At 63.7% G+C, this 21,846-nt stretch carries 16 protein-coding genes; 7 read left to right on the forward strand and 9 right to left on the reverse strand.

The genetic code is table 11. The features are described 5' to 3' along the window. Positions 1-182: 182 nt before the first annotated feature. Complete coding sequence (locus NMG80_RS02215; RefSeq protein WP_254016627.1) at positions 183-1,751, forward strand: alkaline phosphatase D family protein; 1,569 nt, start codon at positions 183-185, stop codon at positions 1,749-1,751. A gap of 179 nt (positions 1,752-1,930) precedes the next feature. Here the strand turns inward: NMG80_RS02215 and NMG80_RS02220 are convergent, their stop codons facing one another. After that, positions 1,931-2,212, reverse strand: coding sequence for a hypothetical protein (locus tag NMG80_RS02220; RefSeq protein WP_254016628.1), 282 nt, complete (start codon positions 2,210-2,212; stop codon positions 1,931-1,933). A 200-nt stretch (positions 2,213-2,412) separates the two neighbouring features. Here NMG80_RS02220 and typA point away from each other — a divergent pair, with 200 nt between their 5' ends. Beyond that, positions 2,413-4,242, forward strand: coding sequence for a translational GTPase TypA (gene typA, locus NMG80_RS02225; protein ID WP_254016629.1), 1,830 nt, complete (start codon positions 2,413-2,415; stop codon positions 4,240-4,242). A 60-nt stretch (positions 4,243-4,302) separates the two neighbouring features. Here the strand turns inward: typA and NMG80_RS02230 are convergent, their stop codons facing one another. Continuing rightward, positions 4,303-4,929, reverse strand: a complete 627-nt coding sequence (locus tag NMG80_RS02230; protein ID WP_254016630.1) for a DUF1062 domain-containing protein — start codon at positions 4,927-4,929, stop codon at positions 4,303-4,305. A 394-nt stretch (positions 4,930-5,323) separates the two neighbouring features. On the opposite strand from NMG80_RS02230, the gene NMG80_RS02235 reads away from it, so the two are divergent. Continuing rightward, positions 5,324-5,938, forward strand: a complete 615-nt coding sequence (locus NMG80_RS02235; protein ID WP_254016631.1) for a LysE family translocator — start codon at positions 5,324-5,326, stop codon at positions 5,936-5,938. A 3-nt stretch (positions 5,939-5,941) separates the two neighbouring features. Here the strand turns inward: NMG80_RS02235 and NMG80_RS02240 are convergent, their stop codons facing one another. Together NMG80_RS02240 and NMG80_RS02245 are read right to left on the reverse strand one after the other, a co-directional pair. After that, positions 5,942-6,265: a YciI family protein gene (locus NMG80_RS02240; RefSeq protein ID WP_254016632.1), complete on the reverse strand. Its 324-nt coding sequence runs from the start codon at positions 6,263-6,265 to the stop codon at positions 5,942-5,944. 128 nt (positions 6,266-6,393) lie between these two features. Further along, positions 6,394-6,957, reverse strand: coding sequence for a peroxidase-related enzyme (locus NMG80_RS02245; protein WP_254016633.1), 564 nt, complete (start codon positions 6,955-6,957; stop codon positions 6,394-6,396). A gap of 135 nt (positions 6,958-7,092) precedes the next feature. Here NMG80_RS02245 and NMG80_RS02250 point away from each other — a divergent pair, with 135 nt between their 5' ends. Then, positions 7,093-11,901: an NAD-glutamate dehydrogenase gene (locus tag NMG80_RS02250; protein WP_254016634.1), complete on the forward strand. Its 4,809-nt coding sequence runs from the start codon at positions 7,093-7,095 to the stop codon at positions 11,899-11,901. Positions 11,902-11,994: 93 nt separating this feature from the next. Further along, positions 11,995-13,443: an MFS transporter gene (locus NMG80_RS02255; protein ID WP_254016635.1), complete on the forward strand. Its 1,449-nt coding sequence runs from the start codon at positions 11,995-11,997 to the stop codon at positions 13,441-13,443. Between the two features lie 202 nt (positions 13,444-13,645). Here the strand turns inward: NMG80_RS02255 and purH are convergent, their stop codons facing one another. The 4 genes from purH to htpX form a co-directional block, all read right to left on the reverse strand. Then, complete coding sequence (purH, locus tag NMG80_RS02260; RefSeq protein WP_254016636.1) at positions 13,646-15,262, reverse strand: bifunctional phosphoribosylaminoimidazolecarboxamide formyltransferase/IMP cyclohydrolase; 1,617 nt, start codon at positions 15,260-15,262, stop codon at positions 13,646-13,648. Positions 15,263-15,353: 91 nt separating this feature from the next. Next, positions 15,354-17,078, reverse strand: coding sequence for a heparinase II/III family protein (locus tag NMG80_RS02265; RefSeq protein WP_254016637.1), 1,725 nt, complete (start codon positions 17,076-17,078; stop codon positions 15,354-15,356). A 133-nt stretch (positions 17,079-17,211) separates the two neighbouring features. Then, positions 17,212-18,612, reverse strand: a complete 1,401-nt coding sequence (locus tag NMG80_RS02270; protein ID WP_254016638.1) for an RsmB/NOP family class I SAM-dependent RNA methyltransferase — start codon at positions 18,610-18,612, stop codon at positions 17,212-17,214. Next, the gene (gene htpX, locus NMG80_RS02275) at positions 18,603-19,616 is read right to left on the reverse strand and encodes a zinc metalloprotease HtpX (protein ID WP_254016639.1); all 1,014 of its coding nucleotides are present in this window, start codon (positions 19,614-19,616) and stop codon (positions 18,603-18,605) included. Before htpX ends, NMG80_RS02270 begins: the two co-directional genes overlap by 10 nt. Positions 19,617-19,739: 123 nt before the next feature. On the opposite strand from htpX, the gene NMG80_RS02280 reads away from it, so the two are divergent. After that, positions 19,740-19,973 carry a DUF1674 domain-containing protein gene (locus NMG80_RS02280; protein ID WP_254016640.1) on the forward strand — a complete coding sequence of 78 codons (234 nt, stop codon included), beginning with the start codon at positions 19,740-19,742 and terminating at the stop codon, positions 19,971-19,973. 8 nt (positions 19,974-19,981) lie between these two features. On the opposite strand, the gene NMG80_RS02285 is transcribed toward NMG80_RS02280, so the two are convergent. Continuing rightward, positions 19,982-20,647, reverse strand: coding sequence for an HAD-IA family hydrolase (locus NMG80_RS02285; RefSeq protein WP_254016641.1), 666 nt, complete (start codon positions 20,645-20,647; stop codon positions 19,982-19,984). Positions 20,648-20,810: 163 nt separating this feature from the next. Here NMG80_RS02285 and NMG80_RS02290 point away from each other — a divergent pair, with 163 nt between their 5' ends. Next, positions 20,811-21,680 (forward strand): transglutaminase-like domain-containing protein, encoded by an 870-nt coding sequence (locus NMG80_RS02290; protein WP_254016642.1) that lies wholly within the window; start codon positions 20,811-20,813, stop codon positions 21,678-21,680. Positions 21,681-21,846 lie beyond the last annotated feature (166 nt).

Here is a 21,846-nt window from a genome sequence, read left to right on the forward strand (position 1 = left end):
GACAGCGCCCCCCTCTGGCCTGCCGGCCATCTCCCCCACGAGGGGAGATCGGCAGCTCCGCCGACTGCGCGACCCAGCCTTCCCTCCTGTCGATTGTAATAAAACCTTCATGCTTTCGAGATGTGCGTGAAACATTGAGGCTGGACCTTGGCGGCGACGTTTAAGCCATCCAGGAGACAGCCATGAACAAGATTTCACGCCGCGCTTTTGTCACGTCGGCGAGCGCCGCCGGCCTCGTCGGCGTATCGGGCCTCGCGCTTCCCTATTATTCGCGCGCCAATCAGCGGCCCGCCTTCACCCATGGCATCCAGTCGGGCGATGTCGACGCCACCAGCGGCGTGGTGTGGACCCGCACCGACCGCCCTTCGCGCGTTATGTTCGAAGTCTCGTCGACGGAAAATTTCGCCAATCCCTTGCGCCTTGCGCCGCTCGATACGTCACCGGCCAGCGATTACACGGTAAAGCGGCTGCTCACCGACCTCGCCTCCGACCAGGACATCTTCTACCGCATGATTGCGGCCGATCTCGCCGACATCAACGCCGTCTCCGAGCCGATCGTCGGCCGCTTCCGCACGGCGCCGGCCTCGAAGCGCGACATTCGTTTCGCCTGGTCGGGCGATACCGCCGGCCAGGGCTGGGGCATCGACGACACCGGCATGAAGACCTATGCCACGATCGGCAAGCATACGCCCGACTTCTTCTTGCATTCCGGCGACACCATCTATGCCGACGGCCCAATGAAGGACGAGGTCGACCTTCCCGGTGGCAGCAAGTGGAAGAACAACGTTCTCATCGACGAAAAGCGCAAGGTTGCCGAGACGCTGGACGAGTACCGCGGCCAGTGGAAATACAACATGATGGACAAGAACGTACTGGGGCTCAACGCCATCTGCCCGACCTTCTATCAGTGGGACGACCACGAGGTGGTGAACAACTGGTCGGATTCGAAGGACCTGAGCGCCGACGACCGCTACTCGGACAAAAACATCCATGTGCTGGCGGCACGCGCGGCACGCGCCTTCCACGAGATGACGACGATCCGCTACGAGCCGTCGGAACCGGGCCGCGTCTATCGCAAGATCGCCTACGGGCCGCTGCTCGAAGTGTTCTTCCTCGACATGCGTTCCTATCGCGGCGCCAATGGCCCCGGCATGCAGGATACGGTGACGCCGCAATCGCGCATCCTCGGCGAACAGCAGATGAAGTGGCTGAAACGCGAACTGGCAAACTCCAACGCGACCTGGAAAATCATCGCCGCCGACATGCCCCTCGGTCTCGTCGTCTGGAACGACGCCACCAAAAAGGCCGGCGCCGAGGCCATCAGCAATGGCGACAATGGCCCGGCCAAGGGCCGCGAACTGGAAATTGCCGACCTCCTTCGCTATATAAAGAATGCCGGCATCACCAACACCGTCTGGCTGACCGCTGACGTGCATTACACGGCGGCGCACTACTACAATCCCGACAAGGCGCAGTTCCAGGACTTCAATCCGTTCTGGGAATTCGTTTCCGGTCCGCTCCACGCCGGCACGTACGGACCCAATGATTTCGACATGACCTTCGGCCCGGAGCTGAAATTCATCAAGGCGCCAACCGCCGAGCAGGGACAGAACCTGCCACCTTCGGCCGGCCTGCAGTTCTTCGGCCTCGTCGACATCGACGGCGCCACTGAACAGATGACGGTGCGGCTGATGGATCGCGACGACAATGAACTCTACAAGGTCGCGCTCGATCCGGTGCATTCGGCGTGAGGGGAACTGGCGCCTGTTTACCCTCCCCCTTGTGGGGAGGGTCGGCAAGGCGGCTTCGCAAAAGCGAAGCTGGCGAGACGGGGTGGGGGTGAAGCGCCGACATAGGTGGGGCACGCACCCTCACCCCGCTCCGCTTCGCGGATCGACCCTCCCCACAAGGGGGAGGTAAAGCGCGGTCGTCAATCCGGATAGCAAACGGTCGGAATGTTGGGCCAAACAGCGCTGTCGCAGTTGGCAGCCTCCTGCCTCTGCTTGAAGGCGGCGCTAACCGGCCCGGTCACCACCGGGTCGACGCCATCGGGAGCGTCGGCAAACAACTGTGCCGCCGTTCGTGCGTCGGACGGCGGGGCAGGACGTGCCTCCTTCGACGTCGCGGCCGACTGTGCCACGCCTGCCGCAAGCAGAACGGCGAGGGCAGGCCATGCGAGGATTGGCCGGTATTTGATGCCCGTTTTGCTCATGAAATTTGAACTGTCCCGACCGCGAAAGGTTCCGCTTTGGTTAATAATTCCATTTCACACCAAGACGCTTAAGATTTGGTGACCATGTATTTGGTGGCGCGCCTCCTCTTTCGCAATTGCGAAAAACCCTGTATGAGCCGCCCAACCGAAAGAGGCAGCGCCTTTTGGCCTGCTGCCTGCAACGCTCCCGAGACCACAACATGAAAATTCGTAATATCGCGATCATCGCGCACGTCGACCATGGAAAAACCACCCTCGTCGACCAGCTCCTGAAACAGTCCGGCTCGTTCCGCGACAACCAGCGCGTCGCCGAACGCGCCATGGATTCGAACGACCTCGAAAAGGAACGCGGCATTACCATCCTGGCCAAGGCGACCTCGGTCGACTGGAAGGACACCCGCATCAACATCGTCGACACCCCCGGGCACGCCGATTTCGGCGGTGAAGTCGAGCGCATCCTGTCGATGGTGGATTCGGCCATCGTGCTGGTCGATGCCGCCGAAGGGCCGATGCCGCAGACCAAATTCGTCGTCGGCAAGGCGCTCAAGGTCGGATTGAAGCCGATCGTCGTTATCAACAAGATCGACCGGCCGGACGCCCGCCATGTCGAGGTGGTCAACGAAGTGTTCGACCTGTTTGCAGCGCTTGACGCAACCGACGAACAGCTCGACTTCCCGATCCTTTACGGTTCGGGCCGCGACGGCTGGGTGTCGGAAAGCCCCGAAGGCCCGAAGGACCAGGGCCTGGCGCCGCTGTTCGACCTCGTCATCAAGCATGTGCCGGCGCCGACCGTCCATCCCGGCCCGTTCCGGATGATCGGCACCATCCTGGAGGCCAATCCATTCCTCGGCCGCATCATCACCGGTCGCATCGAATCCGGCACGCTTAAATCCAACCAGGCGGTCAAGGTGCTGCATCATGACGGCACCCAGGTCGAAACCGGCCGCATCTCGAAGATACTGGCTTTCCGCGGGCTCGAGCGCCAGCCGATCGACGAGGCGCAGGCGGGCGATATCGTCGCCATTGCCGGCCTGTCGAAGGGCACCGTCGCCGACACGTTCTGCGACCTGTCGGTGACCGAGCCGCTGCATGCGCAGCCGATCGATCCGCCGACCGTGACGATGTCGTTCCTCGTCAACGACAGCCCGCTGGCCGGCACCGAGGGCGACAAGGTGACCAGCCGCGTCATCCGCGACCGCCTGCTGCGCGAGGCCGAAGGCAATGTCGCGCTGAAGATCGAGGAATCGCCGGACAAGGATTCGTTCTTCGTCTCCGGCCGCGGCGAATTGCAGCTTGCCGTGCTGATCGAGACGATGCGCCGCGAAGGGTTCGAGATCGCCGTGTCGCGACCGCGGGTCGTCATGCAGAAGGGCGACAACGGCGAGTTGCTCGAGCCGGTCGAGGAAGTCGTCATCGACGTCGACGAGGAGCATGCCGGCGTCGTCGTGCAGAAAATGTCGGAGCGCAAGGCCGAGATGGTCGAATTGCGTCCGTCGGGCGGCAACCGCCAGCGCATCGTCTTCCACGCGCCGACGCGCGGCCTGATCGGCTATCAGTCGGAACTGTTGACCGACACGCGCGGCACCGCTGTCATGAACCGGCTGTTCCATGCCTACGAACCCTACAAGGGTGAGCTGCCGGGCCGCACCAACGGCGTGCTGATCTCCAACGAGCAGGGTGAATCAGTGGCTTATGCCATGTGGAACCTGGAAGACCGCGGCCCGATGGTCATCGATCCGGGCGTCAAGGTCTATCAGGGCATGATCATCGGCATCCATTCACGCGACAACGACCTCGAAGTGAACGTGCTGAAGGGCAAGAAGCTGACCAACATCCGTGCCGCCGGCAAGGATGAGGCGGTGAAGCTGACGCCGCCGATCCGCATGACGCTGGAACGCGCGCTGGCCTGGATCCAGGACGACGAGCTGGTCGAGGTGACGCCGAAGACCATCCGTCTGCGCAAGCTCTATCTCGACCCGAACGAGCGCAAGCGTTTTGAGAAGTCGGCGAAAGTGGTCGGCGCGGCGTAAGCCACTTTTTCTCAGCGATTATGAGGGAGGGAACATGCGCGTGCTCCCTCTCTTTTTACCTTATCCACCTGCAGCCGCGATAATGCCGTCGCGATCCGGCTCCCCAAACAGATCGATGCGGATCGTCGTTTCCGCTCGAGCCGGCTTGCGCAAGGATTTGGCCCCGTCCGGCCCAACGACCAGCAATCGCTTCTCGTCCCAAGCCTGAAGCCGCGATCGCGAGATGCCGAGTTCGCTGGCGAGCAACCGGTCGAGCCGCAGCGCTGTCGGCATCTTGAGCCCGAGCTTGAGTTCGAGACCGGTGGTGTTTTCCGGCCTGTCGCCGAGCACCTCCTTGTGAACGGCGGCTTTAGGAAACTCCTCGACGCGCCCGATCCTGCTTCGCAGTGCCACGGCGTCGAAAGCATGGCGGCGCGCCAGGGCCGGGTCGTTGCTTTCGAGCGCCTGCAGCAGCGCAGGCTTGATGTCGCGGCGGTTGCACCGCTCTACAATGCCGAAATTCCAGGAATTGTCGCAATCGACGCAGCGGTAGATCAGCCACGCATCGATGCGTTTGCCGTTGGCGTTGACGCGAAATTTCCCGCTGCTGTGGTACGCCTTCACGCCGCCGCAGCGATTGCAGTTGATGTGCGGTCGAGGTGCAGTTTTGGGGGCGATGGTCCAGCGGATACGCAGTATCGAAGACATGCCGAAAAGCCCTTCCCGTCGGGAAGTTCGTCAGATCGGCGATGTCGAGATGCCCATGCGGGCACGGCGTGGCGAGAGGCTGCGGTGGTCGGGAATCAGATGTCGCGGGTGGAGAAACGCGACAGCGGTTCAGCAGTGCCAAACCGGTCTCGAACCGCCACCCTGAGGAACGCTTGATATGAAACCGACGTCGCGAATGCGGCGCCATGCATTGTATCGGGGGAGTTGACGAGACCGGCGGTTACGTAGGCAAAGTGAAGCTCGAAATTGTGTCGGGACGAAACTTCTAGCCGCGAGGTGTCGAGCCGGCAAGCTCTTCCTTGATCGATGCTACCGCCGGTGGAACACTTGCGCTACAATTGAACGGTCAACGTCTCAAGCAAAGATCCCGGTCATGCACGTCACCTCGCTTCTGATCTTCGCCGCCGCCCTTTTCGTCGCCGCGGGCTCGCCCGGCCCCTCGATTGCCGCTCTGGTGGCGCGGGTCATCGCAAAGGGTTTTCGCGATGTGTTCCCGTTCCTGCTCGCCATGTGGATCGGCGAGGGCATCTGGCTGTCGCTGGCGGTATTCGGCCTGGCGGTGGTGGCGCAGACCTTCCATCTCGCCTTCGTCGTGCTGAAATGGCTCGGCGTCGCCTATCTCGCCTACCTCGCCTGGAAAATGTGGACGGCCCCGGTCGAGGCGCGCGAGGGTGAGATGCCGCGCGATGAATCGGCCGTCAAACTGTTCTTTGCCGGCATGGCGGTGACGCTCGGCAATCCCAAGATCATGATGTTCTACCTGGCGCTGCTGCCGACCATCATCGATCTCGCCTCGGTGACGGTCGTCGGCTGGGTCGAGCTGACGCTGACCATGGCCGTGGTTCTGGTCGCCATCGATCTGGCCTGGGTGCTCGCGGCAGCCCAGGCGCGAAAACTGCTGAAGAGCAAGCGGGCGATGAAGATCGCCAACCGCGTCAGCGCCACCACCATGGCCGGCGCCGCGGCGGCGATCGCGGCGCGGTCCTGAGCGTCACATCATCTCGATGATCGGCGCGATCTCGACGCTGAAACCCGGATCCGTCAGGATAGGACAATTCTTGGCCTTGGCGACGGCATCGTCGATGTCTGTCGCTTCGATGATTGTGTAACCGGCGGTCGGATTGCTGCCGCCATTGTTCTCGACCTTGCCGCCGGGCAGGACGGTCTTCGACATGCCGACCGGATTGCCGCCGTCGACTACGGCCGAGCCAAGCTTGCCGTACCAGCCGTTCCAGGCATCCATCGCCGCCTTCCGTTCGGCCTCGTCGGTCGGCATCTTGCCCGAGCCGTGATACACATAGAGAAATTTCGCCATGTTCTCCTCCGTTGATCAGCGGCGTCGAACCGACATGCGGTCACGCCGCATGCTGATCATCGGACCAAACCGGCAATGACGCAATGAGAATGCGCAATAGCCAATGTACGGTTCTGTTGAGTCGCACCTCACCGCGCCATCGCGTGGTATTCATCGTTCGGCCGCATGTCGACCGCCGCCGCCACCCGGTTCGACATGTTGAAGAAGGCGGCCGTCGAGGCGATGTCCCAGATGTCACGATCGGAAAAGCCGGCCTCACGCAGCGTTGCACGGTCGGCCTCGACGATTTTCGCCGGCTGCTCGGTCAGCTTCACCGCGAATTCAAGCATCGCCTTCTGTCTCGCGGAAAGGTCGGCGGCGCGGAAATTCATCACCATCATCTCGCCAAAGGCGGGGTCGCCGGAAAGCTGGCGCACCGCCGCGCCATGGGCGGCGAGGCAATAGTAGCAATGGTTGATGGAGGAGACGGCGACCGCGATCATCTCGCGCTCCAACTTCGACAGGCCTGAGACACCCAGCATCAGGTCGTTGTACATGTCGGTGAAGGCGCGCAGCTTCGTCTCGTCGAAAGCGTAGGCCAAAAGCACATTGGGAACGAGGCCGAGCTTCTCCTCGCATTTGGCGAAATAGGCTTTCGTCGCTTCGCTCAGTTCCGCAGGCGCGAGGTCAAGTGCGATGATTTTGTCTTTCATGGCGGATTTTCTCCTCATTTTCGGTGACCCACCGGCGAATCCCGACATTTCGTCGCAAGCGGTCAAACCTTTGTCGCCAAATATCGGTCATCTGCTACCATAGTCGCAAAACATATGACGGGAGGGATTAGCGACATGGCCGGCCTGAAATCTGCAAGCCAGTTGAAAAAGATAAGCACGGCCAAGGGCAGCGAGAAACCCGGCAGGCTCGCCGATTACCTGCTGGCCCGTGCGCCGGCCGAAGATGTGGCCGCCTATGAGGTCACCGCCCTCGAACGCGCCGCCGATCTCGCCGGACGCGCCGTCGCCAGGCACAAGAAAGGCGATTGCCTCGTCGCCATAGACGTCGATTCCGGTGTCGTCCGCCAGGGCAGGCCGATGACGGTGATCACCGTCGTCAACGACAACATGCCGTTCCTGTTCGATTCCATCCTCGGCGAGATCACCGAGAGCGCTGGCGAACCGCTGCTGGTTACCCACCCGGTCATCGTCGTCAGGCACGGCAAGAGCGGCGTCGACGAAATCCTCGGCGATGGCGGCTTTGCCAAGGGCGATCACAGTCACGAGCGGCTGAGCGTCATCCACGTCCATATCGCGCGTCTTTCGGCCGATCAGGCCGACGCATTGACCGAGCGGTTGAAGAAAATATTAGGCCAGGTGCGCGCCGCTGTCACCGACTGGAAGCCGATGCTGGCCCGCCTCGACCAGGCGATCTCGGAGTTCCGCTACGCTCCGGTGCCGCTCGACAAGGCCCATGTCACTGAAGCGATCGCCTTTCTCGAATGGCTGCGCGACGACAATTTCACCTTCCTCGGCATGCGCGAGTTCAAATATACCGGCGGCGAGAAGAGCGGCACGCTGGAGCGCACCGAAAAGCCCGGCCTCGGCATCCTCTCCGATCCCGACGTGCTGGTGCTGCGGCGCGGCACCGAAGCGGTGACGACGACGCCGGAAATCCGCGCCTTTCTGCACGGGCCGGAACCGCTGATCGTCACCAAGGCCAACGCCAAATCGTCGGTGCACCGCCGCATCTATCTCGATTACATCGGCGTCAAGACCTACACCGCCAAGGGCGTGCTCGCCGGCGAGTTGCGCATCGTCGGCCTGTTCACCTCAACCGCCTACACGCGCTCGGTGATGAAGATCCCTTATCTCAGGTCGAAAGCCGAAACCATCATCGCCAAATCCGGCTTCAACCCTGAAGACCACTCCGGCAAGGCACTGATCAACGTGCTGGAGAGCTATCCGCGCGACGAGCTGTTTCAGGTTCCGGTGCCGATCCTGCGCAAGCACGCCGAAGCCATTCTGGGGCTGGTCGAACGACCGCGCGTCAGGGCGCTGGTGCGCGCCGATCAGTTCGACCGTTTCGTCTCGATCCTCGTCTTCGTGCCGCGCGACCGTTATGACAGCGTCGTGCGCGAGAAGATCGGCACCTATCTGAAGACGGTGTTCGAAGGCCGGCTGTCTGCCTACTACCCGGCCTTCCCGGAAGGCGGGCTGGCTCGTGTCCACTTCATCATCGGCCGTTCCGGCGGCAAGACGCCGAAGGTCGACCAGTCGACGATCGAGGCAGCGATCCGCGCCATCGTGCGGACCTGGGACGACGTGCTGCGCGAGACCGCGGCCGAGATCGGCGCCGATGCGGCACTCACGGCGATCGCCTCGCGCTTCTCGGGGAGCTATCGCGACAGCTTCTCGCCGGCGGAGGCGTTGGCCGATGCCGGGCGCATCGCCAGGATCAGTGCGGCCAATCCGATCGCCATCGACTACTACCGTCACGCCAACCAGGAACCGCATCAGGCGGCGCTGAAGATCTATCACCACGGCAGCCCGGTGGCGCTGTCGCGACGGGTTCCGGTGCTGGAGAACATCGGTTTCCGGGTTATCAGCGAGCGCACCTTCGAGGTCGGCGACGAGGCTTCCGGCATGATCAATAGTGATCAGCCGGGCATGGTCTTCATCCACGACATGGAGCTCGAAAACAGCTACGGCAAGGCGATCGACCTTGGCGACCGCGGCGCGCTGTTCGAGGACGCGTTCCTTTGCGTCTGGCGCGGTGACATCGACAATGACGGCTATAACGGCCTTGCCCAGACCGCCGGCCTGTGGTCGAGCGAGGTCACCATCCTGCGCGCCTATGGCCGCTATCTGCAGCAGGCCGGCATCCCGCAGAGCCAGGATTTCATTGCCGCCGCACTCAACCGCTATCCGGAGATCGCGCGTGGCCTGCATGAGCTGTTCGTCGCCCGCCTCGGACCGACGGCGGAGACGGAAGGGGTGGTCACGGCCAAGCACCTCAAGGCCAAGATCAGGGATGCGTTGGAAGAGGTTCCCAACATCGATGACGACACCATCATCCGTCGCTACCTCAACCTGATTGAAGCTTCGCTACGCACCAATCATTTCGTTCCCGATCTGAAGGAGAAGGGCCAGTCGCTGGCGATCAAGCTCGACTCGCAGGCGGTCGACGGTCTGCCGGCGCCGCGGCCGTGGCGGGAGATATTCATCTACGGTTCCGAGGTCGAGGGCGTGCATCTGCGTTTCGGCCCGGTCGCCCGCGGCGGCCTGCGCTGGTCGGACCGCGCCCAGGACTACCGCACCGAGGTGCTCGGCCTGGTCAAGGCGCAGCAGGTCAAGAATGCGGTGATCGTGCCGGTTGGCGCCAAGGGCGGTTTCTATCCGAAAAAGCTGCCGATGGGTGCCGGTCGCGATGCCATCTTCGAAGCCGGCGCGTCCGCCTACAAGAATTACGTCTCCAGCCTGTTGTCGATCACCGACAATATCGGCCTGGACGGCGTCATTCCGCCAGCTGGCGTCGTGCGGCGCGACCAGGACGATCCGTATTTCGTCGTCGCCGCCGACAAGGGTACGGCGACGTTCTCCGACACCGCCAACGCTATCAGCGAGAAGCATGGCTTCTGGCTCGACGACGCCTTCGCCAGCGGCGGCTCGGCCGGCTACGATCACAAGAAGATGGGCATCACCGCCAAGGGCGCCTGGGAAGCGGTCAAGCGGCATTTCCGCGAGATGAACCGCGACATTCAGACCATGCCCTTCACCGTCGTCGGTGTCGGCGACATGTCGGGCGACGTGTTCGGCAACGGCATGCTCCTGTCCGAGCAAACCCGGCTGATCGCCGCCTTCGACCATCGCGACATTTTCATCGATCCCGCTCCCGATATGGCGGTTTCAATGGCCGAGCGCCGGCGCATGTTCGCCCTCGCCCGTTCGAGCTGGCAGGACTACGACAAGACAAAACTGTCCGAGGGCGGCATCATCGTCTCACGCAGCCAGAAATCGATCACCCTGCCGCCGGCGGCGGCCGCGGCGATCGGCCTGGGCAAGACGACCGCCTCGCCGGTCGAGATCATGAGCGCCATTCTCAAGGCGCCGGTCGACCTTTTGTGGTTCGGCGGCATCGGCACGTATCTCAGGGCATCGACGGAAACCAATCAGGACGCCGGCGATCGCGCCAACGATGCTATTCGGGTGACTGCGCTCGAAGTGCGCGCCAAAGTTATCGGCGAGGGCGCCAATCTCGGCGCGACGCAGCGGGCCCGCATCGAGTTCGGGCTGAATGGCGGGCGCTGCAATTCCGATGCCATCGACAATTCGGGCGGTGTCAACTGCTCCGACGTCGAGGTCAACATCAAGATCGCGCTGGCTTCCGCCATGCGCAAGGGGGCGCTGACCCGCCCAGCGCGCAACAAGCTTCTCGCCGAAATGACCGACGAGGTGAGCGCGCTGGTGCTGTCCAATAATTACGAGCAGACGCTGGCGCTGTCGCTTGCCCGCAAGCGCGGCCTTGCCGATATCGCCCATCAGAGCCGTTTCATGGCAGCGCTCGAGGTTCGCGGCCTGCTCGACCGCAATGTCGAAGCTCTGCCGCCGCCGGCAGCCCTTGCCGAGCGCGAGGCGCGCGGCGAGCCGCTGACCAGGGCCGAGCTCGGCGTGCTGCTGGCCTATGCCAAGATCGTGCTGTTCTCCGACATCGTCGCCAGCGACGTGCCGGACGATCCGCATTTCGACCGTGACCTGATGGGCTATTTTCCGGACCGTATGGCGAAGAAATACGCGGCCGAAATCCATGGCCATCGCCTGCGCCGTGAAATCATCGCTCGTGTCGTCGCCAACGATCTGGTCAATCGCGGCGGCCCACCCTTTATCAACAGGCTGCAGGAAGCAACCGGCCGCAGCGCGGCCGACGTGGTCCGGACTTTTGCTGTGGTGCGCGACGGCTTTGGCTTGCCGGCGCTCTATCGCCAGATCGATGCACTCGACAACCAGATCGACGGACAGGTGCAGCTCGACCTATATCAGGCGGTTAGCCGGCTCACCTATGTCGCCAGCGGCTGGTATCTCAAGAACGATACCAGCACCGCTCCGCTCGGCCAACGGATCGCCGAATTGCAGGACGCCCGCAAGACACTGGAGCCGAAGCTCACTTCGCTGCTGCCGGCCTTCTCGCGCGAGCGGATCGAGGAGCGGCGGCATGGTCTGGCCAAAGGCGGCGCGCCCGAACGGCTGGCAGAACATCTGGCGCTGACCGATGTGGCCGGCGTCGTGCCTGACATCGCGCTGACGGCCCGAACGGCGAATGCCGACATCATCGCCGCCGCGAAGGCGTTTTTCGCGGTCAGCGATGCCTTCCGTATTCCGCGCGTCGAGGATGCGGCGCGCTCCATCGCGCCGTCCGACTATTACGATCAATTGGCGCTTTCCCGCGCCATCGACACGATCGGCGCAGCCAGACGCGGCATCGCCGTGGCGGCGCTCACCGGCCATGCCGAAGCGGCGGACCCGGTGGCGGCATGGCTGGAGGCCGGCGGCGAGAGAGTCGGGCGCATCCGCGAGCGGCTGCAGGCGTTGACCGAGGGCGGCGACATCACCGTGTCGCGGTTGTCGGTGGCATCGGGGCTGATCAGCGACCTGACGGCGCTGTGAGAAGTCTCCTACATCGCTCGGGATTGCCGGCAGGAACTGCGCTATAGAGCGAAACGGTTCCCCGCTTCGGGGGCACCGTTCGTGGGAGGGCACATGGCCGAAATAGCAGTGCAGCGAGCGCCGGAACGCGGCATCTGGGGATGGATGCTGTTCGACTGGGCAGCGCAGCCGTTCTTCACGGTCATCACCACCTTTATCTTCGGCCCTTATTTCGCTTCGCGCATGGTTCTGGATCCGGCTGCAATGCAAGCTGCCCAGGCAGCCGGTCCAGCCGCAGTTGAAACTTACGTCGAATCCCAGCACCTACTTGGCCAGACGGTCTGGGGTTGGAGCATCGCCGCAGCGGGACTGGTCATTGCCGTTTTGTCGCCCATACTAGGCTCGATCGCAGATCAGACTGGCCCGCGAAAGCCGTGGATTGCGTTCTTTGCTGCGATCAAGATCACGAGTCTTTGTTTGCTCTGGTTTGCCGCCCCCGGCTCGAGTCTTTTCCTAGTCGCGATTCTCTTTTCAGTGGCGTCGGTTGCGGCGGAATTCTCGACAGTGTTCAACGATTCAATGATGCCGCGCCTGGTGCCGAAGAGCGAGATTGGAAGGATATCGAACATCGCTTGGGGTCTCGGCTATCTCGGCGGCATGATCGCGCTGATCTTCGTCGTTGCCGTCATGGCCGGCTCGCCGGAAACCGGCAAGACGATCGTCGGTCTCGACCCGATCTTCGGTCTCGACCCGATACTCGGCGAGGACGCTCGGGCGACCGGGCCGCTGTCGGCTGGCTGGTACTTGCTGTTCATCCTGCCAATGTTCTTCTTCACCCCGGATGCCGTCAAAGGCATTCCGATCGGGCCAGCGGTGCGCGAAGGGCTGTCGGAGCTGAAGTCGACACTGGCCGAAGTGCGCCAGCGCAGCGGCATCTTCCGCTTCCTGGTCGCCCGCATGATCTACCAAGACGGCGTCAATGCGCTGCTTGCGCTTGGAGGGCTTTTCGCGGCAGGGATGTTCGCTTGGTCGATCACCGAGATCGGCCTATTCGGCATCATCCTCAACGTCGTCGCCATCGTCGGCTGCTGGATCGCCGCCCGTCTCGACACGGCGCTCGGCTCCAAGGCCGTGGTGATGATTTCGCTGGTGATGCTGTCTATCGCGACAATCGGCATTGTCTCGACCGGACCGGGTTTCACGCTGCTCGGGATGCTACAGCTCTCCACCCTCGATTCGGGCGGCCTGTTCGGCACGGCGGCGGAAAAGGCCTATATTTTCTACGGATTGCTGATCGGCCTTGCCTTCGGGCCAGTACAAGCCTCGTCCCGCTCCTATATGGCGCGCAGCGTCACTGCGGCCGAATCGGGCCGCTATTTCGGCATCTACGCACTGGCCGGACGGGCAACCAGCTTCCTCGCGCCGTTTCTGGTGTCGACCATAGGTTGGGTCAGCGGCTCGCAACGGCTTGGCATGGCGGTTATCGTGCTGTTCCTCGGCGTCGGCCTGGCGATCCTGGTCCGCACGCCGTATCCGGCGGACCAGCCGGCGGCGGCGGAGTAGAGCTGCTCTTCCCTTCTCCCCTTGTGGGAGAAGGTGGATCGGCGCGTAGCGCCGAGACGGATGAGGGTGCTGAGAGAAACTCAACGTGAAAACACCAAGGATTTGAAGCCCTTACGCGTTGCTGTAGTGATCCTGCCAACACCCCTCATCCGACCGAGCTTCGCTCGGCCACCTTCTCCCACAGGGGGAGAAGGAGAGGTGCTCAATGCCTGAAATGTCTGACGCCGGTAAACACCATGGCGATGTCGTGGGCGTCGGCGGCGGCGATGACATCGTCGTCGCGCATCGAACCGCCCGGCTGGATGACGGCGGTAGCGCCGGCTTCGATCGCAGACAAAAGCCCGTCGGCGAACGGGAAAAAGGCATCCGAGGCGACGACAGAATTTTTGGTCAGCGGCTCGGCCAGGCCGGCTGCCTCGGCCGCGTCGAGCGCCTTGCGCGCGGCGATGCGCGCGGAATCGACCCGGCTCATCTGGCCGGCGCCGATGCCGACGGTGGCACCGTCCCTGACATAGACGATGGCGTTCGACTTGACGTGCTTTGCGATGCGAAAGGCGAATTTCAGATCGGCCGTTTCGGCCGGCGTCGGGGCGCGCCGGGTCACTACTTTCAGGTCGAGGTCGTCGACCACCGCATTGTCGCGGCCCTGGACGAGCAACCCGCCAGAAACGGATTTCACAGTGGAGCCGGCCGCGCGCGGATCGGGCAAGCCGCCGGTGACCAGCAAGCGCAGGTTCTTCTTGGCAGCGACGATGCGGATTGCTTCTTCGGAAGCGGCCGGCGCGATGATGACCTCGGTGAAGGTTTTGACGATCTCTTCGGCGGCCTCGGCATCGAGGGTGCGGTTCATCGCGACAATGCCGCCGAAAGCCGAGACCGGGTCGCAGGCAAGCGCCTTGGCATAGGCGGCCTTCAGCGAAGCGCCCTCGGCGACGCCGCACGGGTTGGCGTGCTTGATGATGGCGACGGTGGCGGAGCGGGCCGGATCGAACTCGCCGACCAGTTCGAAGGCAGCGTCGGTGTCGTTGATGTTGTTGTAGGAAAGCTGCTTGCCCTGAAGCTGGCGCGCCGTCGCGACGCCCGGCCGCTTGTCGCCATCGACGTAGAAGCCGGCGCTCTGGTGCGGGTTCTCGCCATAGCGCATCACCTGGTCGAGCCTGCCGCCGAAGGCGCGCCAGGTGGGATGCTCGATCTCCAGCGCTTCGGCGAACCAGCCGGAAATCGCCGCATCATAGGTCGCGGTGCGGGCGAAGGCCTTGGCCGCCAGCTTCTTGCGGAAATCCAGCGAGAGCGAGCCGAAATTCATCTCAAGCGCGTTGAGCACCGAGGCATAGTCCTCGGGGTCGGTGACGATGGCGACATAGGCGTGGTTTTTGGCGGCGGCGCGGATCATCGCCGGGCCGCCTATGTCGATGTTCTCGACGATCGAGGCGTAAGCGGCGCCGGAGCGGCGGACATCCTCGAAAGGGTAGAGATTGGAGACGACGAGATCGATCGGCTCGATGCCATGATCGCGCATCGCCGCGGCGTGTTCGGGATCGTCGCGCACGCCAAGCAACGCGCCGTGCACGGACGGATGCAGGGTCTTGACGCGGCCGTCCATGATCTCGGGAAAGCCGGTCAGGTCGGAGACGTCGCGCACAGCCATGCCTGCCTCGGCGATCGCCTTTGCCGTGCCGCCGGTGGAGACCAGCTCGACGCCGGCCGCGGCCAGCGCCCTGGCGAAATCGATGAGCCTGGTCTTGTCGAAAACGGAAAGCAGCGCGCGACGAACGGGAACGAGGTCGGGCGCGGGAATGTTCTTGGCGGCGACGGCCATGGGCTGGCGGCCTTTCACGGCTGGTTGGGAAAGTGTCCGCGCGCCGTAGCACATGAGGCCTGGAAATCAAACTGCAGCGCTAATCGCGGTGTCAGCTTTTTGCCGAATGACCGGCGATGGCCGTCCGCGTCAGCTGCCAATGGACTTCGGAAACCTCCGATGCCTTGAAGGCCAGCACGATCTGCCGGCTGCGGCGCGGGCCGCCAAGACCGGCGAAATAGATGGATTCCTCGACCTCGGGCGCCACCTCGGTGCAGGTGAACACCCATGTGTCGGCGTCATCGGCGGTCAGCACCAGGCGATCGTGCTCGTCCTGGAGCAGGCCGATGTCGGGATGGATGTGGAAGCGCACGGTGACGAAATCGCGGCCGTTGTTGCGGATCGCAGCATTGCCCGGCCGCAGAAGGCGATCCCTGCCGGCGAGCACATTGCCGTTCGTCGACAATTTCAGTTCGCGCTCATGCAGCAAGCCGAAGCGCGCGACATAGCCGTCGTGGCGAGCCAGAAAACCCTGGATGCCTTGCTGATCGGTGCGCTTGCAGGGCACATGCTGCGGGCCGCCGATCAGCGGCGTGCCGAGCAGGTCGTTGACGCGCAGCGAGTGGCTGAAACGCGCCGACGAGGTGTCGTTGATGGTGGCTGTCGAATGGGCGGCCGTGGCGCGGGCAAGCGGCCGGAATTCGGCGGCGCCATAGGTGTCGACGCCGGCGTTGACGACATAGTGGCGGCGGCCGGAAGACAGCTCGAAGGAAAGGCATCCGGCGTGCGCCGCGTTGGAAACAGCGATGGGCGGTGGCGGGCCGGTATCGGCGATCACGGTGACGCCGCCCATGGAGAGGCGCTCGTAGCCGGAATGCGGTGCGTGCAGCAAAGGCGCGCCGGCGGTGTCGTCGTGGCGCAGAATGGTGGCGATGCGGTTGTGGATGGTGGCGCCCATGCCGTTGAAGCGGGCGAGGCTGCCGTCCTGGTGGCGAAAGAAGCGCAGCGCCGGCAGCATGCGATCAATGGCGCCCATCAGCGCCGCGGGTGGCGTTTCGGCCTGATTGGCATAGGTCTGGCGCAGCGGCAGAAGGTCGGCGAGGATTTCAAGCACGGCCATCGGATTGCGGGAAATATGGCCGCCATCCGGCAGAATCTGACGGTCGAGCTCCTCGGCGAGATTGCGGGTCGCGCCGCGCAGCGCCGATGCCGGCGCCGGTAGCGACAGAGCGGCAAAGGCAAGCGCGATGCGGGCGCGCAGCCTGTCCTTGCCGTCCGGCATCTCGCGTGCCATCGCCCTGAGATAGCGGATCTGCATGGCCAGCGACTTCAGGAAGGCCCGGTAGAAGGGAAATTCAGCACCTTGCAGCACCACCGAGGAATGCTGCAGCCAGGCAATGACGCGCTTGGCCGTCGTGCCGGGCTCCCAGGCGACACCGGTAACATTGCTGCCATGGATAGTGATCCAGTCGGAGACCAGCGCGCGGGCATTGGCGGCGGCAAGCTCGGTGCCGGCGGCGCGCATATGGCGCAGCCAGCGAAAGCCGTGCAGGGCCTTTTGCCAGCCGGGATTGGCCACGGCAATCTGGAAGGGCGACTTGCCGCCGGTCTCGACCAGATGTCCCGACAGCGGATAGCGGCCATAATAGATCTCGAGCGCAATCTGCCGGTCGGCCAGGCGCAGGTCCGGCGGAGCGATCAACACGCGTTCCGGTGTGCGGCCGGAGTAGCGCCAGCGATGGATCGGCCCGGCACGCAGGCGCCGGCGCGTCTTGCGCCAGAACTCCTTCGCGACAAGCGTCCATAGACGCGTCGTGCTGACGGCAGCGATCGCCAATAGCCCTCCTCATAGCGCCCAATCCGAAGACAAGCTTATATGATTCAAGAACTTATGCGAAGGCGAATTCCACCGAGGCGTTGAAGTTCAGCCTGTTTTCCGCAGGATTCTTCCTCAAACAGTCTTCAAATTCTCAGCGTTGGCCGGCTCTGCGCAGCCGGGCGGCGAAGAAGCCGTCCAGCCCGGACCGTTCCGGTGAGCCGAGCTCCAGATCTGCGGGCGTGGTGCGCAGCGTGCCTTGCGGCGTCAGGAACGGATCGATGCCGGCGATCTCGCCCGGGCGGAGCGGATCGTCGACAGTATCAGCCGTCCCGGTGAGGAAGGCGCGGTGAAGCGCCTCGCCTTCGAGCGGGTCGAGCGAACAGTTGGAAAAGACGATCCGTCCGCCGGGCCTGACCAAGGTGACGGCGCGGGCGAGCAGCCTTCGCTGCAGATCGGCGAGTTTTTCGATGTCGGCCACCGTCTTCGTCCAGGGCACGTCGGGATGCCGCCGCACCGTGCCGGTCGAAGAGCACGGGGCATCGAGGAGGACGGCGTCGAACATTTGTTCCGGCTCGTATTTGAGCAGATCGGCCTGGACAATTTCTGCGGATAGACCAAGCCGTTCGAGATTCTGCGAGAGCCGCGCCAACCGGTTCTTCGATGAATCGATCGCGGTGACCGTGGCGCCGCCGAGAATGAGCTGAGCGGTCTTGCCGCCGGGGGCGGCGCAGAGATCGGCGACGCGCAAACCCCTCACGTCGCCGAAAAGCCGCGCCGGAAGGCTGGCGGCGGCATCCTGGACCCACCAGGCGCCGTCTTCAAAGCCGGGCAGTTCGGTGACCGAGGCGCTGAGTTTCTCGACGCGCACAGTGCCGGTCGGCAGCACGATGCCGCCGAGCCGCTCGGCCCACAGCGCAGGATCGGTCTTCACGGTGAAGTCGACCGGCGCCTCGTACCTGTGGGCAGCGAGAATTTGCCTGGCTTTCTCAGTGCCATAGGCGGCTTTCAGCCGGTCGGAAAACCATTTCGGCGCTTCGTCGGTGGCGGCAAGCGCTGCAGCCAGCTCGGCCTGCTTGGACCGCGCCAGCGTGCGCAGCACGCCATTGACGAGACCGGAGAAGCGCACCGTGCGCGGATCGGCCTTGGCGTGGGTCACGGCAAGGTCGACTGCGGCGCTGTCGGGAATATCGAGGAACAGGATCTGCGCCGCTGCTACATGCAGAATATGCGAAAGCGCGGTGGCGTTGGGTGGCAGCGGCTTTTCCAGGCGGCGGGCCAGCAACCCTGATATGGTTATGCGGAAGCGCAGCCCAGTGACCAGTATGGCGCGCACCAGCGCCCGGTCGCGCAGGTCGAGCGCCTTGTATTGCGGATGGCCGTTCTCGTGGTCGGTCAGCCCGTCGAGCGGCGTTTTGGCATCAATGACGGCGGCGAGCAGCCGTGCAGCCGCCTTGCGCGCGGCGAGGCCGGCAACGCGCTCACCGGGGCTCGCTGCATTATTTTCATGATCGCCTGAAATTCGGTGCCGGCGTTTCGCTTCGCTCACGACCACGGACCCTTGGGCCCGGTCGGATTGCGGCCCCAGGGATTGGATTTCGGCCTGGCCGGCTCAGTCGGCTGCTCAGGCTGCTCGGCTGCCCTCTCCCACGGGCCCGACGGCCGCTGCCCGTCCGCCTGCCGCGGCATAGGCTGCCGCGCGGATGCGCCACCGGCCATGTCCTGCGCCATTGCCTGCAGGGCCGCGATGCGGTTGTCGGTGTTCGGGTGGGTGGAAAACAGGCTGTCCATGCGCTCGCCGGAAAGTGGATTGATGATGAAGAGGTGGGCGGTCGCCGGGTTGCGCTCGGCATCCGGGTTGCGGATGCGTTCGGCGCCACGGGCGATCTTGTCAAGGGCAGAGGCAAGCCAAAGCGGCTGTCCACAGATCTCGGCACCGCGCCGGTCGGCCTCGTACTCGCGGGTACGGCTGATCGCCATCTGCACGATCATGGCGGCGAACGGCGCTACGATCATCGCCACCAGCACACCGATAATGCCAAAGGAATTGTTGTTGTCGCGGTTGCCGCCGAAAAAGAAGGTGAAATTGCCGAGCATCGAGATCGCGCCGGCAAGCGTGGCGACAATCGTCATGGTCAGCGTGTCGCGGTGCTGGACATGGGCGAGCTCGTGCGCCATGACGGCCGCGACCTCCTCATGCGACAGTTGCTGCAGCAGCCCGGTGGTGGCGGCGACCGCGGCATTCTGCGGGTTGCGGCCGGTGGCGAAAGCGTTGGGCTGCGGGTTGTCGATCAGATAGGTTTTCGGCATCGGCAGGCCGGCCTGTCTGGCGAGGCTCTGCACGATGGCGTAATATTCCGGGGCGTTCCTTTCGTCGACTTCGACGGCGCGGTTCATCGACAGCACCATCTTGTCGGCGTTCCAATAGCTGAACAGGTTCATGGCCGCGGCAATCACAAAGGCGATCACCATGCCGCCTGATCCGCCGATCAGATAGCCGACGCCCATGAACAGCGCGGTCATCGCTGCCAAAAGCATGGCGGTGCGAAGTGTGTTCATTGTCTGCTCCGTTTCTGCCGGCCTTCCGGAAAAAGGTCGATCCTTGTCGGCTCATCGCTATATGATGGGAAACGTGTGGCCCTGTTTCAATTGGGCCATGTTCCAATCCGCCGGGAATATCGCATGGTCGACGAAACCAATAAAACAGGCGAAACCAGCAATGCAAACGCCGGCGCCGGTCACGACGCGCCGCAGCTGACACCGGCAGCCCGCCGCGCTTTGGCGGAAGCGGAAGCACGGCGCAAACACTATCGCCAGCAGGAAGCCGCGATGCCCCGGGAGATCGGCGGCCGGGGCGGCAGGGAACCCGGCCGCTATGGCGATTGGGAGGTCAAGGGCCTGACCAGCGATTTCTAAAGGGCGTCCTAAGCCGCAGCCCGCTCCGCCGCGAGGACAATCCAGCCGCTGTCGTCGACGGTGACGCCGATCCCGTCGTAACCGGCGATCGCAGCATGCGGCGTTTGCAACGGATGCTGGTGCGTGGCGCTGATGACCACGACGGTGGCTCCTGCGGCCTCGGCCGCCGCTATTCCGGCGGGCGCATCTTCGAAAACGAGGCAGTCGCGCGCGTCGACGCCCAGCCGCTCGGCCGCCAGCCGGAAGCAATCCGGCGCCGGCTTGCCGCGGGAAACGTCCTCGGCGGCGACAAGGGTGGCGGGAAGCGGGATGCCGGCGGCCGCGATGCGCAGCAGAGCCAGTTCGCGCGGCGCTGAAGTGACGATTGCCCAGCGCTCGGGTGGCAGCGACGCCAGAAACGCCGCGGCGCCGGCGATCGGAAGGACGCCGTCGATATCGGCCACCTCGGCCTGCAGAAGCGCATCGGCTTCACGCATCGGGTCGACGCCTGGAAGCGCCAGCCGAGCGATGGTCTCGATCGCCCGCACGCCGTGGATCGTTGGCAGGAATGCGGCAATGTCGAGACCTTGCCGGCGTGCCCAATCTGCCCAGACCCTTTCTGCCGCGGCAATCGAATTGACCACCGTGCCGTCCATGTCGAACAGCAAGGCTGCGAATTTTCTGCCTGCGAACATCTGCTATCCCAAGTTGTTTCGGAAGGAGCCAAAGCTTGTCGATCGACCCTAGCGTCGCATCGGCGGCATGGGAAGGTGCGAGATCGCCTTTTTCGACAGGCCAGGGAACCACGGCCGGCCATTTCGCGTTAATCCAACCGTCACTCAAAAGAGGGGAACCGCGATGCTGATTCGGCTCGGCTACGAAATCGCCATCGACTGTGCTGAAGCCACCCCGGTGATTTCGCTGCTCGAGATTCATAAGCAGCGCCAGGCCGACATCAAACGGCAGACGCGCGTGCTGACCTCGCCTTCCGTGCCAACCAGGCTCTATTACGATCTTTATGGCAACGCTTGCCGCCGCTTCATCGCGCCTGGGGGAGGCTTTCGCATTCTTTACGACGCCGTCGTCGAGGACAGCGGTGAGACCGACGAGGTCAACACGCTGGCCAGGGAAGTGCCGGTGGCGGAGTTGCCCGATGATGTGCTCTGCTATCTGCTCGGCAGTCGCTATTGCGAAACCGATCATCTCAGCGATCTGGCCTGGCAGCTTTTCGGGCCTGTTCCATCCGGCTGGGCACGGGCGCAGGCGATCGTCGACTATGTCCACAACCGTTTGTCGTTCGGTTACGGCTATGCGCGCCCGACCCGCACGGCGGCGCAGGCGCATGAGGAGCGCGTCGGCGTCTGCCGCGACTTCGCTCATCTGGCGATCACGCTCTGCCGCTGCATGAACATCCCTGCCCGCTACGTGAACGGTTATCTCGGCGACATCGGCGTACCGGTCGACCCGGCACCGATGGACTTTTCGGCGTGGCTGGAAGTGTTCCTCGACGGCAAGTGGTACACGTTCGACCCCCGCCACAATATGCCGAGGATCGGCCGCGTCGTCATTGCGCGTGGCCGCGACGCGACCGACGTGCCGCTGCTGCACAGTTTCGGGCCGCACCGGCTAAGCCTGTTCAAGGTCTGGACCTACGAGCAGGAAAGCAATCTGTTCAACCCGCCCCATCGCGGCGTCGACAGGACCGCCAGCGCGCAAATGCTGGCATAGAAGGGCAAGCGCAAACTACGCGTCCGGCTGTTACCATCACCGGGCAGTTCATGGACATGATGTGCCTGATCCGCTTCGGCACAGAACCTCTGTGCCGGATCGGGATCGGGTTCTTGTGCCCCACGGCAGACGTCGGGATCATGGTAAACGCTTCGTAAACGAAACT

The organism is Mesorhizobium escarrei (assembly GCF_935825525.1).
In the GTDB taxonomy this organism is placed as follows: Bacteria; Pseudomonadota; Alphaproteobacteria; order Rhizobiales; family Rhizobiaceae; genus Mesorhizobium; species Mesorhizobium escarrei.

Excerpts from the sequence above, each read along its gene's own strand:
- NMG80_RS02215 (WP_254016627.1), top strand. The coding sequence starts at position 183 with ATGAACAAGATTTCACGCCGCGCTTTTGTCACGTCGGCGAGCGCCGCC.
- NMG80_RS02220 (WP_254016628.1), bottom strand. The coding sequence starts at position 2,212 with ATGAGCAAAACGGGCATCAAATACCGGCCAATCCTCGCATGGCCTGCC.
- typA (WP_254016629.1), top strand. The coding sequence starts at position 2,413 with ATGAAAATTCGTAATATCGCGATCATCGCGCACGTCGACCATGGAAAA.
- NMG80_RS02230 (WP_254016630.1), bottom strand. The coding sequence starts at position 4,929 with ATGTCTTCGATACTGCGTATCCGCTGGACCATCGCCCCCAAAACTGCA.
- NMG80_RS02235 (WP_254016631.1), top strand. The coding sequence starts at position 5,324 with ATGCACGTCACCTCGCTTCTGATCTTCGCCGCCGCCCTTTTCGTCGCC.
- NMG80_RS02240 (WP_254016632.1), bottom strand. The coding sequence starts at position 6,265 with ATGGCGAAATTTCTCTATGTGTATCACGGCTCGGGCAAGATGCCGACC.
- NMG80_RS02245 (WP_254016633.1), bottom strand. The coding sequence starts at position 6,957 with ATGAAAGACAAAATCATCGCACTTGACCTCGCGCCTGCGGAACTGAGC.
- NMG80_RS02250 (WP_254016634.1), top strand. The coding sequence starts at position 7,093 with ATGGCCGGCCTGAAATCTGCAAGCCAGTTGAAAAAGATAAGCACGGCC.
- NMG80_RS02255 (WP_254016635.1), top strand. The coding sequence starts at position 11,995 with ATGGCCGAAATAGCAGTGCAGCGAGCGCCGGAACGCGGCATCTGGGGA.
- purH (WP_254016636.1), bottom strand. The coding sequence starts at position 15,262 with ATGGCCGTCGCCGCCAAGAACATTCCCGCGCCCGACCTCGTTCCCGTT.
- htpX (WP_254016639.1), bottom strand. The coding sequence starts at position 19,616 with ATGAACACACTTCGCACCGCCATGCTTTTGGCAGCGATGACCGCGCTG.
- NMG80_RS02280 (WP_254016640.1), top strand. The coding sequence starts at position 19,740 with ATGGTCGACGAAACCAATAAAACAGGCGAAACCAGCAATGCAAACGCC.
- NMG80_RS02285 (WP_254016641.1), bottom strand. The coding sequence starts at position 20,647 with ATGTTCGCAGGCAGAAAATTCGCAGCCTTGCTGTTCGACATGGACGGC.
- NMG80_RS02290 (WP_254016642.1), top strand. The coding sequence starts at position 20,811 with ATGCTGATTCGGCTCGGCTACGAAATCGCCATCGACTGTGCTGAAGCC.